Genomic DNA, 13,403 nt, shown 5'->3' with positions numbered 1-13,403 from the left:
AACGAGAGGTTTCATGAAACCGCGCCTGCATTGTGCCCGTCTTGCCCTGTTCCTGTGTGGCTGCGCGGCGTTTCTCAACCTCTACGCCACCCAGAGCATTTTGCAGGCCCTTGCCGCCAACTTTGAAGTGAGCGCCAGGGCGGCCGGTTGGAGCATTACCGTCACCACCTTGGCAGTAGCGCTGACCGCGCCCTTTGTCAGCCGCCTGACCGGGCGTTTTGAGCAACGCACGGTGATCTCGGCGGCCTCGCTGTTGCTGGCGTTGCCGGCTTTGATGACTGCCTATGCCAGCAGCTTCGCCGAACTGCTGGTGTGGCGCTTTATCGAAGGCATGCTGATCCCCGTGGTGTTTGCCACCAGCGTGGCTTATATCGGTGATCGCTGGCGCGGCGGCACCGTCACCGAAGTCACCAGCCTCTACGTGGCCGGCACCGTGCTCGGCGGGTTTGCCGGGCGCTTCGTCACCGGTGTGATGACCGAGTACGTCGGCTGGCGTGAAGCCTTCGAGCTGTTGGCAGTGTTGAGCCTGATGGTGGGCGGGTTTATCCAGTTCCTGCTGCCGGGCAATCCACCCCGAATTGCGCGACCTTCAACCACCTGGGCCGACGTGCTCGGCACGCCGCTGCTGGCAGCCTACGCCGTAGGATTTTGCGTGCTGTTCTCCCAAGTGGCGACGTTTACCTACGCTGGCCTTTACCTCAGCCAGGCCCCGTTCGACCTTGGCCCGGCGGCGCTGGGCACGATCTACATGGTGTTCCTGCTGGCCCTGGTAGTCATTCCCGTTGCCGGGCGCCTGAGCAAATCCCGCCCGCAATCCGAACTGCTGACGGCGGCTGCGGTGCTTGGCGTTTGTGGCTCGGGCCTGACCTTGCTGCCATCCCTGTGGTGCATCGTATTGGGCCTGGCCCTCAGCTCCACGGGCGTGTTCCTCGCCCAGGCCGCGGCCAGCGCCTTTACCACTGCCACCGCCCGCCACAACAAGGCCGGTGCCGTGGGCCTGTACCTCACCTGCTATTACCTGGGCGGCAGCTTCGGCGCCATCGTCCCGGCGCTGATCTGGGGGCGTTGGGGTTGGGTGGGGTGTGTGGCGCTGATCATCGGTTTCCAGCTACTGTCGTTGCTGATCGCCCTGGCGGGCTGGAAGCCCCTCCAACCTGAACTGAGCAAGACCTCATGAACGATGCCGTTGCCCTGCCGGTACCCGAGACTTCCGCCCGTCGCCGCTCGTTGATCGCCGGCTGCAGCGCCCACGCGATTCACGATGGCCTGACCGATGTGATCTACGTGCTGCTGCCGATCTGGCAAGCGCAGTTCGGCATGACCTACGCCCAGGTCGGCCTGCTGCGCGGTGCCTATTCCGGGATGATGGCGGTGTTTCAGCTGATGGCCAGTCGCGCCGCCAAACGCTGGGGACGCACGCCGATGCTGGTGGGCGGCACGGCGCTTGCCGGTGTTGCCTATCTGTTGGTGGGGCAGGCGACCGGGTTGGGCATGTTGTTGCTGGCGCTGCTGTTGGGCGGGCTGGGGGCGAGTACCCAGCATCCGCTGGCTTCTTCGATGATCACCGACACCTACGAGAACGGTGGTGGGGTCAAGGAAGCGCTGTCTCAATACAACTTCTCCGGAGACATTGGCAAAACCCTGGTTCCCGGGCTGGTCGGTCTGTTGCTAACCGTCATCAGCTGGCGCGCGAGCGTCACGCTTCTTGGAGTGCTGGGATTGGCTGCGGCGGGGTTGCTGTGGTGGCTGATCCCAACGCAGGCAGCGGCGTCCACCTCCGGGAAAACCGCCAGGACACTGGTAGGAAGCGGCTCCGTCAGCGGCCTGCGTGCGCTGATCGTCACGGGCACACTCGACAGTGCCGTGCGCATGGGCTTTCTCACGTTTTTGCCCTTTCTTCTGCAAGCTAAAGGCGCCGGCACTGCGGGCATCGGTCTCGCGCTGACCATGCTGTTTATCGGCGGCGCCTTCGGCAAATTGCTCTGCGGCTACCTCGGCGCACGCATCGGCATGATGAAAACCGTATGGCTGACGGAGAGCAGCACGGCGGTGTTGATCGTTGCGGCGGTGTACCTGCCGTTGAGCGGGTTGATGGTGATGTTGCCGGTGTTGGGGCTGGCATTGAATGGCACGTCGTCGGTGCTTTACGGCGCGGTCCCGGACCTGGCCGGCGCGGGTAAACGCGAGCAGGCGTTTGCCGTGTTCTACACCGGCACCATCGGCGGTGGCGCGTTGGCGCCGGTTCTTTTTGGCGGGCTGGGGGACTCGATGGGCGTGCCGGTGGCGGTGATGGTGCTGGCGGGGATGTTGTTGCTGACGTTGCCGTTGGCGTGGGTGGTGCAGCAGGGCTGCTCACTCAAATAATCGAATGATTGGCGACATGCCCCGGCTGTGCTTGCAGATCGATACCCAGTGCGTGAAGCACCTTGAGTACCGTTTCGAAGCGGGGCTTTGCTCCAGGGGCAAATGCCTTGTACAGACTCTCACGGCCCATGCCGGTATCGGTCGCGACCCGCGCCATCCCGCGAGCTTTGGCCACGTACCCGACGGCCCTGAGGAACTCCTCGTTATCGCCGTCGGCCAGAACTTGAGAAAGGTATTCGCTGATGGCTTCATCACTGTCGAGCAGTGCCGCCATATCAAATGTCGTCAGTGTTTGGCTCATGATCAAACTTCCTTTGCCAGTTTTTTTGCTCGCCGGATGTCGGCGTCTTGTGAGGATTTGTCGCCACCGGCCAGCAAGACGATGACGGTTCTTCCTCGCTGCGTGAAAGACACTCGATAACCCAGACCGATATCTACGCGCATTTCCGAGACACCATTGCCTACCGTCTTTATATCGCCCAGATTGCCAGCAGATGCGCGATCGATGCGCCGGGCGATGGCGATTTTTGCGCGTAAATCACGTATTGCTGAATGCCAGGTAATGAAGGTCTGCGTTTGCTGGACATGATAGTTCACGGGTTCTCACTGTATCCATATGGATACTGGCTGGCAATAGGCATGAGCACGTGCGCGCGGCGCGGTTAGGCGCAGGAGAATGATGTGAGTAAGGCTAAGGATTCAAATGGTCTCTTGTTGCGAGCGATTGCAGTGTCGAAGTCTCTTGCAGTTGCTGGCGCCTAATCCATCAAGGATGCGATCCGCTGCGCATCCTCCGGCGTCGCCGGGTTGTACACCACCATATTCAGATCCTTGCGCCCATCGACCGCAAACACTGAATACTCAAATTCGATCGGCCCCAACACCGAATGGCGTATCCGCTTGATGCGATCACCATGGGCGCCCTGAACATCGTTTTCGCTCCACATCGCCTTAAATTCAGGGCTGCGTCGACACAGTTCATCCACCAGCGGCTGCACCTGCTCCGCCGCGCCTGAGCGCGCCGTATCAATCCTGAAAGCCCCCAGCACAAACCGCGCCACGCTTTCCCAGTCGTATTGGGCCGCGCGGGAGTTGGGATCAAGGAACATGAACCGCAGGATATTTCGCTGCTCCGGCGCCTGGGATCCGTAGTCCATCAACATCACCGTCGCCGCCTGGTTCCAGGCCACCACGTCCCAGGTCGCCGTACGCAGGATCGCGGCGCTGGGGTTCAAGGCATCCAGTACCCGTTGCAGGCGTGGCGTCACCGTTTCGTTTTGCTGGTAGCGCACTTCGGGTGGGCGTCCGAAGGCCAGCAGGAACAGATGCTCGCGTTCGATATCGGTCAACATCAGCGCATGGGCAATCCGCTCCAGCACTTCCACCGACGGCGCGCCGCCACGGCCCTGTTCGAGCCAGGTGTACCAGGTGGGGCTGATGTTCGCGCGTTGGGCCACCTCTTCGCGGCGCAAACCTGGCGTACGCCGTCGTGCCGATGAGAAGCCGAATGCCGCCGGATCAAGCCGGGTACGTCGGTCTTTCAGATAGCTGCCCAACTGGTTTGCGCTCATAGCCTGTTAGCCTCTATACCCTGATAACTTCACTACTTTACCCGTATAGGGCAAGCGCACAGATTAGTCTCTGAATACACACGGAGATACGGTTCATGCGCATATTTATAACGGGTGCCAGCGGATTTATCGGGTCGGCTGTCGTCAAGGAACTGATCGCGGCGGGCCATCAGGTGCTGGGGTTGTGCCGCTCGGATGACAAGGTGGCAGCGCTGGAGGCCGCCGGGGCTCAGGTACATCGTGGGTCGCTTGAGGACCTGGGAAGCCTCAAGTCTGGTGTTACCCAGGCGGATGGCGTGATTCACCTGGCGTTCAATCACGACTTCTCGAAATTCGTCGCGAACTGCGAGGACGACCGCCGGGTTATCCAGGCGCTGGGAGAGGCACTGGCCGGGTCGGATCGACCGCTGATCATTACCTCCGGTGTCGGAATTGCGAGCACCGTGCCGGGGCAGTTGGCGACGGAGGATGGTGCGGTGGTTACCTCAGCGCAAATTCCTCGTGCAGCGTCGGAAGAAGCGGCTAACGCTGTAGCCGCGACGGGGGTGAATGTGTCGGTGATGCGTTTGCCTCAAGTACACGACACCGTCAGGCAGGGGCTGGTTAGCCCGGTGATCGAGTTGTATCGCGAGAAGGGCGTTTGCGCTTACATCGCCGACGGGAAAAACCGTTGGCCGGCGGCACATATTCTGGATGTGGCTCGGCTCTACAGGCTGGCGATTGAAAAGGCCGAGCCGGGCACGAGGTATCACGCGGTGGCGGAGGAGGGTGTGTCGCAAAGGGAGATTGCCGAGGTGTTGGGGACGCGGCTAGGGTTGCCGGTTAAATCCATTTCGGCGCAAGAGGCTCAGGGGTTTTTTGGTTGGTTGGCAAGGTTTACCGCTCACGATATGCCTGCATCCAGTGCGATCACGCGCAAGACGTTGGGATGGGAGCCGGTGGGACCGGGGTTGCTTGCGGATCTTGCGCAGTTGGAGGGCTTTTAAGGTCGAATTGCTGGAGGGCAGATTACTAATGTTTTCGAGAACGGGTTTGTTTCATTAGTCGTTGTTTCTCCAGCATTCCAACGTCAAGGAATAGCGCTTCGGCTGCTTGCTGCGTCTGAGACCGCCTGCAAGACGATGAAGCTTTTTACCTCGGCAAATACGTCCAACGTCGCTTCCCAGAGACTCATCGCCAAGGCTGGTTTTTTCCAAGCGGGGTTATCGAGAACCCGTATGAGGATGATCCGGAGCTGGTTTATTTCAAACGTATTCGGTGAATGAGACGGGCCGTTTGATCATTGTGAAACACCACGCTTGAGGCCTGGCTTAGTGTTTGCCGGAGTTGTGTGCTCCTAACACACGATGCAACTCCCCCGCGACAGCAAGCAGTTGCTGTTCCAAGGCTTCCACATCGGATGCGTTGATCCTGTCATTGATGACAGGCAAGGTTTTCGCCCGCTTTTTCGGGGCGGTTACTAGGTTATGTGCATCCTGGGAGACCAGAGCCTGGCGCAGAATGTTATTGATCACCGTCTGATAGCCCGTACCGACGTTTTCGGCGCACGTGCGTGCTGCATCGATCACGACGTCATCCAGCATGATGGTGATGCGTGTCTTGCCTTTGTTGCCTGCAATAGCACCGCGCTTCCCTGAGCTGAAATCGTATTCGTCTTTCATGGTTCAAACCTCCAGATACTGGCGTCGTTCACTTTTGGATGCGAGCCTTGCACTGATGATGCGTACGAAATTCGGATCACGGTAGGTGTAGGCCACCACCAATATTCGATCCTTTGCATCTTTGCCCACGACTACCCAGCGTTCTTCATCGTGGTCGCGGTCTTCTATCATCAATGCTTTAGCGTCGTGAAATACCGGTTCAGCATCGGCCAGGCTTACACCTCTGTGCTTTAGCTGATTCAGTGTGTTCTTGGTGTAGTCATACTGGATTCTGAAGGTTTTCATTATGCATATTTTATATGTATAAAAAAGCGATTGATTGGGGGATGGATCTTGAGGGAAGGGATGACGGATTTCCGTCGGTCGACGCTGATGCGCCCGGTATGAGGGGGATGCTTAGTGTGTAGGGAAGGTGAGGAACCAAGGGGGGGATTGTTGAGCGCAGCTATCTGGAAGAGAGATCTTGCGGCTTTGCCTACACAACCATCAGAATCGTCCCGGTTGTACGCCTTGGGCGACGTCTTTAAGGTTCGTCAGCCGCTGCCCATCAGCGGTCGGGTTTAGTAGCCCGATTTGATCAACGGCGTATGGCTGTGCCATTTTTCAGACGTTTGAATGTCTGGTCTTTATGGTGGCTGTACGCGGGGCGCCTTTGGGCGCGCCGGTTTCGTTGATCAACCGGTCTACTAACCCGCGTATAGCCGCCACCCTTTGTTTAGTAGCTTCGGAAGGTGGTCCTAACCGAGGATCAACAGATGTGTACTGGCTCGTATAACTCACCCACATTGATTCGACGCCCCCAATCGCTGTCGGATTGCTGGCGTTGCAGTTGGCGCTTTGACGAATGATCGGTGACGGTGATGCACGCATTTAAAGTGTTTGGCGCTGGATTTAGCGTGGTGTCGGTCTTGGCCATCGGAGTGATTTTAAACGGTGGAAATGCCTTTGCCCTGGATGCCACAAAACCCCCAGGCAACAACCTGCCCAACCTGAGCCGTGCGTACGTTCTTCAGGATTTCAATGCGCAAGGTCAGCCAGAAGAAATAGCGCTAGGCGAAAATCTTCAGAATGCCTATTTCTACACAAACTGTTATCGCTCATCGGGATGCCATCAAGGCGTGCCGGAAGGAGCGCTGGTATTCAACACACCCTCGGGTCTTAACGCGACGCCCAACAGTCACTATCCCCGGGTTGAACTGCGGGCAAAAAGAGAGTTCACCGCAGGTAATGTGTTTGATAACACCCAGTCCGGCGAGCTTTATGTGGTGCAAAATCCAAGCACAAAATCGATCATATTTGCCCAGATACATGGCGACAAGGCGGGAGGTTCGGAGCTGCTGAAGCTTCGCTGGGAAGGTGGCTCGATCATCGCCGGGACCAAAACGCGCTATGGGCAGAAGGAGCAACGGACAGTATTGCTGAAGGGGCTCGAGCTTAACGACAAGCTGAATTACAAGATTGAGGTCAAGGGCTCCGAGGGTGGCATGGTGCTGCTGGTTTCGGCTGCGGCGAATGGCAGGCAGGCCAGCCGGGAATTCGATATTCCGCCATCGGGTTGGCAGGGCATCAATCTGTATTTCAAGGCCGGGAATTACAACCAGACCGCTGAGCAGGACGGCGGGGCAGCTATTGTTGCGTACACCTCCCTGGATGTGGGTTACCAGTAGCAGTGTGCGCCGGTTCAGAGACTCCCCGGCCCAGCAACCTGCGTACAGTTTCACCCTATCTGCGTAGTACTGCGTCAGTAATGCCGAGTAAAAAGATTCGTTCCCCCTCGCTCCATTAGCGTCCGACGTCGTTGTAAGACACTTCTCGTTGTTCGCGCCTCCATTGAAGTTCTCCACGGTGATTGCCTATGTTTGATGGCATCAAACCAAGGAGGATGACCATGCCTCGAAGTGCCTTAGCAGAAGATGGATATCTGCATTACATGCCTCGTGTGAGCCAGACTCATTGCGTCGAAGAGCTCGCAGAATTACGTCGAGAGTTTGAACAGTTAGAGCCGGATGAGTACGCCCCGCCTGGAGTAAACAGGTTTCGACGGTATGGCAACGGAGTCATTCTTCCCTGGCAAGACACGCATGAAGGCCACTGGTTGCCAATCGTCAAAGATGGGGCAGGCCACGGACGCGCAGGTTACGACCAAGGCGGTAACAATCCGGATCACGCAAATATTCGCTACTTTCACGCGTTGAGTGATGCGGTAAAAAACAATCGCGTACTACTCGACCTGATCGATGAAGATTTTTCCCTGACGTTCTGGCAGCATCCTGGCCAGCCCCTTCCTATCTATTTTGGGGTGCATTTTGTAAAACTCACGTCCGCGAGTTCGGATCAGCCAGGTATAAGCTCACCGAACTTTTTTCACCAGGATGGAGAGCCCTTCACGTTTGCGCACTTGATCTACCGTTCTTCGAACATGACGGGTGGCATCAATTTTATTGGGCATCCGGAAATCCGAAACATGCTGTTCGAGGACGCGCGGGCAAGTCAGATTTTGGCGGAGTTTACCCTTTCACAGCCTCTCGATAGTTTTTTCGTTCATGATCCGAAGGTTTCGCATTACATAAGCCCGATCAAGAAACTTGACGACGCCTCTCCCGGAGTCTGTGAGCGTTGTATTGTTTTGGTTGATTTCTCGCCAACCATTCAGAGGATATGACGGTGCAGGCGTTGAGCTCGATATTACCCATCTTGATTGCGTTGGGAATAGGCTATCTATCGAGCAAACTCTTGCTCCCGGATAAAGTTGTTGCCCGATTGGTCAGTCTGATCAGCCCTTTGGTTTGGGGGCTACTTTTTCTGATAGGCACTGAGTTCGGCGAAGTGGTTTCTTCGCTGGATGCGGTTGGCTATGTGCTCAAGACATCTTCGCTTGTCGCGGTCGCAACAACAGTGGTGCCTTGCATGCTGCTGCTGGGCTTGGCGGCTTTGAGAGGGGCTGGACGAGAACCAGGCAGGGTTGCCAGTTTCGATATGCATGGCGCTGCTGCTCCTCTGAAAGAGTGCTTTATTGCGCTGCTGATGGTGGCCTTGGGCGTGTTGTTCACATATGCAGAATCAACCGTTGCAAGCTTGTGGCTTCCACCCAGCAACGTGATGTTAATGGTACTGATCTTCTTGGTGGGACTCGACTTGTCGAGCATCAAGTTAGGTCGTGACTGGATCTCATGGGGCGTTCTATGCGTTCCGATTGCCGTGGTCATTGGCTCAATATTGGGAGCCTATGCGGTTCATTTCATCACTGGCGAAGATATCCGTTTGCTCCTGGCACTCTCGACGGGATTTGGATGGTTCACGCTATCCAGCGTCCTGGTCGGAGGGCTGTCCGGAGAAGTTCATGGCGCTACGGCATTGCTCGCAGACCTGGGGCGCGAACTGATCGCGATCGCTTTACTGTACCTGGTCGGTGGCTTCCACCCAAAGGTCGGTATTGCCGCCGCTGGGGCAACCGCTCTGGACTCGACGTTACCGATCGTGCGCCAAACCTGCCACTGCGACACGCTGCCTACCGCTCTCATGAGTGGTTTGATTCTGACGGTGTTAGCGCCCTTTTTTATAACCTTCTTTCTGACCGCATGACGTGACCTCTTACTGGAGGAAATCATGACTCCACGATTTTCAGGAGAAAAACCGAGTCTGCAACCATCAGCATTTAAAAGTCTCACGCTCGGCCCGATGCTTGCCGCGTTTGAACAGCTGCTGATGTGTATCAAAACTAAGCCCAAGGCGTTGATCCCGGTGGCTATGTTCCTGTCGCTGGCGGGGCCTGTCCGGGCGGAGCCAACGATTATGGAAAATGTGCGTGGTTATACCGTGAGTGGAGGCGGTCTGATGCGTTTTGATGCGTTGGCCTTTGATGCGTCGGGCAAAGTGATTTGCGTCGGTATGGCGGCCGATCTTGCTGGCAAGCATGCATTGGCGACGCGCATCGATGGTAAGGGTGCGTCCCTCTTGCCTGGGTTGACCGATGCGCACGGCCATATCAAATGGCTTGGAGAGTCCCTTCGAAGCATTGCTTTACGGGGCTCTCCAACACTGGTTGATACGCAGGAGAGGCTTCGGGTATTCGCTGCAGCGCGCCCCGGCGCCCGTTGGCTGACTGGCTCAGGCTGGAACCACGTTACCTGGAAGTTGGGGCGGTTTCCGACGGCTGCCGAAATTGATAAGGTCGTTGTCGATCGACCAGTGTGGCTAATTCGGGTGGATGCCCATGCCGGATGGGCTAATACCAAGGCGATGCAACTGGCGGGTATTACTAAGGACACGCCTGATCCGAAAGGCGGACGTATCGAACGGGATGCAGAAGGTAACCCGACAGGTGTATTTATCGACGCCGCTATGGGGCTGGTCGCGGATATTATTCCGCTGCCTGACGAGCAGGAGCGAGAGGTCGCGTTGCAGGCTGCATTGGAGCATCTCAATGCACAAGGACTGACATCTGTGCACGATGCAGGTGCTGATAGGCAGATGATCAAGACGATGCGCGGTTTTGCCGATCGCGGCCGGCTTCCGTTACGTGTCTACTCGATGATCAACGGTGCGGGGGATGATTTCGCGGTGTTGTCCCAGGACGGCCCTTTGATCGGCTACGGCGATGATCGTCTTACCATTCGTAGCGTCAAGCTTTATGCCGATGGCGCTTTGGGAAGCCGTGGTGCGGCGCTGTTTGAGCCATACACCGACGACCCAACCAACAAGGGGCTGCTTTTTGAAAGCCGGCAGGAGATGAAGCACAAGATTGAGTCGGTACTGAAAGCCGGCTTTCAAGCTAATGTGCATGGCATCGGTGATGCTGCCATCAAGCAGGTCATGGATAGCTTTGAACAGACCTACGCCACAGTCGGTGGGCGCGCCTTGCGTAACAGGATCGAGCATGCGCAGGTGGTTGATGTGGCGCAGATACCGCGCTTTATCGATCTAGGGCTGATTGCATCGATGCAGCCTACACATGCTACCAGCGACATGAATATGGCTGAGGACAGGGTGGGTGTCGAACGGATCAAGGGGGCTTATGCCTGGCGCACTCTGCTTAACCAGGGAACGAAAATTGCGGCAGGGTCAGACTTCCCAGTCGAATCTGCCAATCCGTTCTACGGCATACATGCTGCCGTGACTCGCTCGGATCATGAGGGCAACCCCTTGGCTGGATGGCACCCTGAGCAGGCCATGACCCTCTTCGAGGCTTTCCGTGCATTTACGCTGGATGCAGCTTATGCAGCCCATCAAGAAGCTACCCAAGGCAGCATTGAGCCCGGAAAGTGGGCCGATTTTATCCTGGTTGATCAGGACATTTTTGCCGTCAGCCCGGCAGACATCTGGAGGACACGCGTCCTGCAGACTTGGGTTGGCGGGAAGAAGGTCTATCAGGCGATTGAATGAGCCCGGTTCGACCGTTTAATTTCCAAATCCCACCCATAAAAAAACCGGACACCAAGGACCGGTTTTTTTACACATCCCCCGTCAAAACCAGCCTGACGCAGGAGCAAAATCTGAGTGGAGCGGGTAGAGGGAATCGAACCCTCATCTAAAGCTTGGGAAGCTTTCGTTCTACCACTAAACTATACCCGCTCAGAGCGGCTGACTTTGTACCAGATGTGCTCGCGGATTTGAAGTTTTTCTTCGAAAATTCTGTGTTTTACGTGCCAACGGTCGATCATGGGCAGGCGGACCCCCTGGGAAATCCAGCCCACCCACAACCCCACCGCTCATACGGCAAACGCATGCTGTGGCTGTGACGCGTGGTACCGCAACCGGCTTGGCTGCTGCTCCGGTCTCAAAAAGCCCATCAACGCCTCCCGGCTATCCCGGCACGCGGCCTTGTGCTCCATATCCAGAAAGTGCCCGGTCGCCTGAATCGTGCCGAAGCTGCTTTTCGCAATATGTTGCCCAAACAGCTTGGCATCCTGGGCACTGGTGTACTCGTCCCATTCGCCGTTCAAGAACAACACCGGTATATCAATCTGTTTAGCGGCCTTGAGGTAGCACAGCCGGTCGCTGTTGAGCACGTGGCTGATGTGAAAGTGCATCTGCCCATACTCGTGCTCGGCCAGGCTGCTCACGTGTTTGTGATTGAAGCGTTTGAACAGCGACGGCAGGTGTTTGCCGATGGTGCTGTTGACCAGGTGGCCCACGCGGTCGCGGTCGAGGTTGCCGAGGTAGTCGACACCGCGCTCCAGGTAGTCGCGCATCGGGGCGTTGATCACCGGGGAGAACGAGCTGATCACGGCCTTTTCCACACGGCGCGGGCGGTGGGCGAGGGCGACGAGGGTCGCGGCGCCGCCCCAGGAAAAGGACAGCACGTGTTCGGCGGCGAAGTGGTCGATGAGTTCCAGAAGGATCTGGCCCTCGACTTCTTTCGTCAGCATATGCTCGTGGCGGTTGTGGATTTTGGAGCGGCCAGCGTAGGGCTGGTCATACAAAACCACGTTGAACGTCGGGTGCAGGCTTTTCACGGTCTGGGCGAAAGACGCAGTGGTGGCCATTGAGCCGTTGACCAGGATGATGGTCTTGGCTGCTGCGTCCGCGCGATAGAACTCCGTGTAAACCCGATACTGACCCTGTATATCCAGCACAGCGATTTCTGGCCTCATGTCGTAAGACTCCTGGCAAGCGGGTAATGCGCGCAGATCACTCTGCACGAGCTTTGTGACAGGTAGGCATACGCCTGGAAGTGAGGGCCCATGTCGATCCGGTACTGGCTGGCCGACGGGTGTTGTTATGGCGGGCAATTTGCCGTGAGAGGCCCGCAGGTCAAGCGTGCGGACGGGCAAAGTGTTTCTTGTAGGTAGGGGTGACTCGCCAGTCAGATTGCGGCTGGCTGGGTTGATTCAAGCATCAGGGATGCCAGTTCGCCAGTCGATGGCGTGGGTTTTTGCCATCATCGGCTGAACGGTCATCAGACCTGTTGGATTTCAGCCTCTGTAAGCGCCCGGTAATGGCCTGGCGCAAGGGCTGCGTCCAACTCCAGCGGTCCCATGCGTTCGCGGTGCAGGCGTATCACTTTGTTGTCGAAGTGCCCGAACATGCGCTTCACCTGGTGATAACGCCCTTCAATGATGCTCAGGCGCGCCGTTCTGGGGCCCAATAGTTCCAGTTCCGCCGGTTGGGTGGTGAGGTCTTCAAAGGCGAAGTACAGGCCGGCGGCGAAGGTGGCCGCGTATTGCGGGCCGATGTCCTGCTCGGTCTCGACGTAGTAGACCTTGGGCAGTTTGGTTTGCGGCTGGGTCAGGCGGCGCGACCACTGGCCGTCGTTGGTAATCAGCATCAGGCCGGTGGTGTTGAAATCCAGACGACCGGCGATGTGCAGCTCGTGCTTGTCCGGTTCATCCAGCAGGTCGAGCACCGTGGGGTGTTGCGGGTCGGACGTGGCGCTGACGCAGCCCTGGGGTTTGTGCAGCATGAAGTAACGCGCGGGTTTGCCGGCTTGCAGCACTTCGTCATCCAGCAACACACGGCTGAACTCGCTTACCGGGTGGTGCGGATCGCTGATGGCCTGGCCGTCGACGCTGATCCGCCGCTCCACCAGCAACAGGCGAACCTGTTTACGGTTGAAACGCGGCAGGTTGCTGAGGAAACGATCTACGCGCATTACGACCGCTCGTTGCCGCGCAGTTGTTCGTCCACCTGAGCACAACGCGGGCACAGGCAGGCTTTATTGCGCAGTTCCGCCGGCAAGGCTTCGAGCACTGCGGGGTCGATGCTGACGGAATAGCACCAGCACGCCTGGTCGGCAGTGCGCGGGTCGGCCAGGGCGCAATCGTTGCGGGCGCCGCAGGCGGGGCAGAGGGTTGGCGTGGTCATCGGT

General features: G+C 57.6%; 15 protein-coding genes, 1 tRNA gene and 1 pseudogene. 8 read left to right on the top strand and 9 right to left on the bottom strand.

Features of this window, described 5'->3' with window-relative positions; genetic code table 11:
- Positions 1–13 precede the first annotated feature (13 nt).
- Both HX814_RS16920 and HX814_RS16915 read left to right on the top strand, forming a co-directional pair.
- The gene (locus tag HX814_RS16920; protein WP_177008905.1) at positions 14–1,177 is read left to right on the top strand and encodes an MFS transporter; all 1,164 of its coding nucleotides are present in this window, start codon (positions 14–16) and stop codon (positions 1,175–1,177) included.
- Positions 1,174–2,364 (top strand): MFS transporter, encoded by a 1,191-nt coding sequence (locus tag HX814_RS16915; RefSeq protein ID WP_177008906.1) that lies wholly within the window; start codon positions 1,174–1,176, stop codon positions 2,362–2,364. The genes HX814_RS16920 and HX814_RS16915 overlap by 4 nt, the downstream gene beginning before the upstream one ends.
- On the opposite strand, the gene HX814_RS16910 is transcribed toward HX814_RS16915, so the two are convergent.
- The 3 genes from HX814_RS16910 to HX814_RS16900 form a co-directional block, all read right to left on the bottom strand.
- Positions 2,357–2,665, bottom strand: a complete 309-nt coding sequence (locus HX814_RS16910) for an addiction module antidote protein (protein ID WP_003212064.1) — start codon at positions 2,663–2,665, stop codon at positions 2,357–2,359. The genes HX814_RS16915 and HX814_RS16910 overlap by 8 nt on opposite strands.
- Before the next feature lie 2 nt (positions 2,666–2,667).
- Positions 2,668–2,961, bottom strand: coding sequence for a type II toxin-antitoxin system RelE/ParE family toxin (locus HX814_RS16905; protein WP_177008907.1), 294 nt, complete (start codon positions 2,959–2,961; stop codon positions 2,668–2,670).
- Positions 2,962–3,122: 161 nt separating this feature from the next.
- Entirely contained in the window at positions 3,123–3,935 is an 813-nt protein-coding gene (locus HX814_RS16900; RefSeq protein ID WP_008437810.1) for a helix-turn-helix transcriptional regulator, read from the bottom strand.
- A 95-nt stretch (positions 3,936–4,030) separates the two neighbouring features.
- Between HX814_RS16900 and HX814_RS16895 the strand changes: the two genes are divergently transcribed.
- Together HX814_RS16895 and HX814_RS16890 are read left to right on the top strand one after the other, a co-directional pair.
- Positions 4,031–4,921: an SDR family oxidoreductase gene (locus HX814_RS16895; protein ID WP_177008908.1), complete on the top strand. Its 891-nt coding sequence runs from the start codon at positions 4,031–4,033 to the stop codon at positions 4,919–4,921.
- Between the two features lie 33 nt (positions 4,922–4,954).
- Positions 4,955–5,196, top strand: a pseudogene (locus tag HX814_RS16890) (GNAT family N-acetyltransferase); the annotation flags it as partial.
- Between the two features lie 49 nt (positions 5,197–5,245).
- Here the strand turns inward: HX814_RS16890 and HX814_RS16885 are convergent.
- Both HX814_RS16885 and HX814_RS16880 read right to left on the bottom strand, forming a co-directional pair.
- Positions 5,246–5,596, bottom strand: coding sequence for a BrnA antitoxin family protein (locus HX814_RS16885; protein WP_134325880.1), 351 nt, complete (start codon positions 5,594–5,596; stop codon positions 5,246–5,248).
- 3 nt (positions 5,597–5,599) lie between these two features.
- Complete coding sequence (locus tag HX814_RS16880) at positions 5,600–5,881, bottom strand: BrnT family toxin (protein ID WP_008437813.1); 282 nt, start codon at positions 5,879–5,881, stop codon at positions 5,600–5,602.
- A gap of 575 nt (positions 5,882–6,456) precedes the next feature.
- Between HX814_RS16880 and HX814_RS16870 the strand changes: the two genes are divergently transcribed.
- The 4 genes from HX814_RS16870 to HX814_RS16855 all read left to right on the top strand — a co-directional run bounded on the left by HX814_RS16870 (position 6,457) and on the right by HX814_RS16855 (position 10,978).
- Positions 6,457–7,263 (top strand): polysaccharide lyase family 7 protein, encoded by an 807-nt coding sequence (locus HX814_RS16870; RefSeq protein ID WP_177008972.1) that lies wholly within the window; start codon positions 6,457–6,459, stop codon positions 7,261–7,263.
- A 221-nt stretch (positions 7,264–7,484) separates the two neighbouring features.
- Positions 7,485–8,258, top strand: coding sequence for a 2OG-Fe dioxygenase family protein (locus HX814_RS16865; protein ID WP_177008909.1), 774 nt, complete (start codon positions 7,485–7,487; stop codon positions 8,256–8,258).
- A complete protein-coding gene (locus HX814_RS16860; protein WP_043225584.1) occupies positions 8,255–9,178 on the top strand; it encodes a lysine exporter LysO family protein in 924 nt (307 codons plus the stop codon). The genes HX814_RS16865 and HX814_RS16860 overlap by 4 nt, the downstream gene beginning before the upstream one ends.
- A gap of 24 nt (positions 9,179–9,202) precedes the next feature.
- Positions 9,203–10,978, top strand: a complete 1,776-nt coding sequence (locus HX814_RS16855; RefSeq protein ID WP_256343972.1) for an amidohydrolase — start codon at positions 9,203–9,205, stop codon at positions 10,976–10,978.
- A gap of 115 nt (positions 10,979–11,093) precedes the next feature.
- On the opposite strand, the gene HX814_RS16850 is transcribed toward HX814_RS16855, so the two are convergent.
- The 4 genes from HX814_RS16850 to HX814_RS16835 all read right to left on the bottom strand — a co-directional run bounded on the left by HX814_RS16850 (position 11,094) and on the right by HX814_RS16835 (position 13,399).
- Positions 11,094–11,167 (bottom strand) — tRNA-Gly (locus HX814_RS16850).
- 137 nt (positions 11,168–11,304) lie between these two features.
- The gene (locus HX814_RS16845) at positions 11,305–12,189 is read right to left on the bottom strand and encodes an alpha/beta fold hydrolase (protein ID WP_003212046.1); all 885 of its coding nucleotides are present in this window, start codon (positions 12,187–12,189) and stop codon (positions 11,305–11,307) included.
- Between the two features lie 305 nt (positions 12,190–12,494).
- Positions 12,495–13,187, bottom strand: a complete 693-nt coding sequence (locus HX814_RS16840) for a pseudouridine synthase (protein ID WP_177008910.1) — start codon at positions 13,185–13,187, stop codon at positions 12,495–12,497.
- Positions 13,187–13,399, bottom strand: a complete 213-nt coding sequence (locus HX814_RS16835) for a cysteine-rich CWC family protein (RefSeq protein ID WP_003212042.1) — start codon at positions 13,397–13,399, stop codon at positions 13,187–13,189. Before HX814_RS16835 ends, HX814_RS16840 begins: the two co-directional genes overlap by 1 nt.
- Between the last annotated feature and the right edge of the window lie 4 nt (positions 13,400–13,403).

This window comes from Pseudomonas sp. C8002 (assembly GCF_013385765.1).
Lineage (GTDB): Bacteria > Pseudomonadota > Gammaproteobacteria > Pseudomonadales > Pseudomonadaceae > Aquipseudomonas.
Note: the sequence above shows the minus strand (reverse complement) of the source record. Positions and strands in the feature narration are given on the sequence as shown.

Coding starts and splice junctions, on each gene's coding strand:
- HX814_RS16885 (WP_134325880.1), bottom strand. CDS start 5,596: ATGAAAGACGAATACGATTTCAGCTCAGGGAAGCGCGGTGCTATTGCA.
- HX814_RS16870 (WP_177008972.1), top strand. CDS start 6,457: ATGCACGCATTTAAAGTGTTTGGCGCTGGATTTAGCGTGGTGTCGGTC.
- HX814_RS16855 (WP_256343972.1), top strand. CDS start 9,203: ATGACTCCACGATTTTCAGGAGAAAAACCGAGTCTGCAACCATCAGCA.
- HX814_RS16880 (WP_008437813.1), bottom strand. CDS start 5,881: ATGAAAACCTTCAGAATCCAGTATGACTACACCAAGAACACACTGAAT.
- HX814_RS16920 (WP_177008905.1), top strand. CDS start 14: ATGAAACCGCGCCTGCATTGTGCCCGTCTTGCCCTGTTCCTGTGTGGC.
- HX814_RS16860 (WP_043225584.1), top strand. CDS start 8,255: ATGACGGTGCAGGCGTTGAGCTCGATATTACCCATCTTGATTGCGTTG.
- HX814_RS16865 (WP_177008909.1), top strand. CDS start 7,485: ATGCCTCGAAGTGCCTTAGCAGAAGATGGATATCTGCATTACATGCCT.
- HX814_RS16835 (WP_003212042.1), bottom strand. CDS start 13,399: ATGACCACGCCAACCCTCTGCCCCGCCTGCGGCGCCCGCAACGATTGC.
- HX814_RS16900 (WP_008437810.1), bottom strand. CDS start 3,935: ATGAGCGCAAACCAGTTGGGCAGCTATCTGAAAGACCGACGTACCCGG.
- HX814_RS16915 (WP_177008906.1), top strand. CDS start 1,174: ATGAACGATGCCGTTGCCCTGCCGGTACCCGAGACTTCCGCCCGTCGC.
- HX814_RS16845 (WP_003212046.1), bottom strand. CDS start 12,189: ATGAGGCCAGAAATCGCTGTGCTGGATATACAGGGTCAGTATCGGGTT.
- HX814_RS16895 (WP_177008908.1), top strand. CDS start 4,031: ATGCGCATATTTATAACGGGTGCCAGCGGATTTATCGGGTCGGCTGTC.
- HX814_RS16840 (WP_177008910.1), bottom strand. CDS start 13,187: ATGCGCGTAGATCGTTTCCTCAGCAACCTGCCGCGTTTCAACCGTAAA.
- HX814_RS16910 (WP_003212064.1), bottom strand. CDS start 2,665: ATGAGCCAAACACTGACGACATTTGATATGGCGGCACTGCTCGACAGT.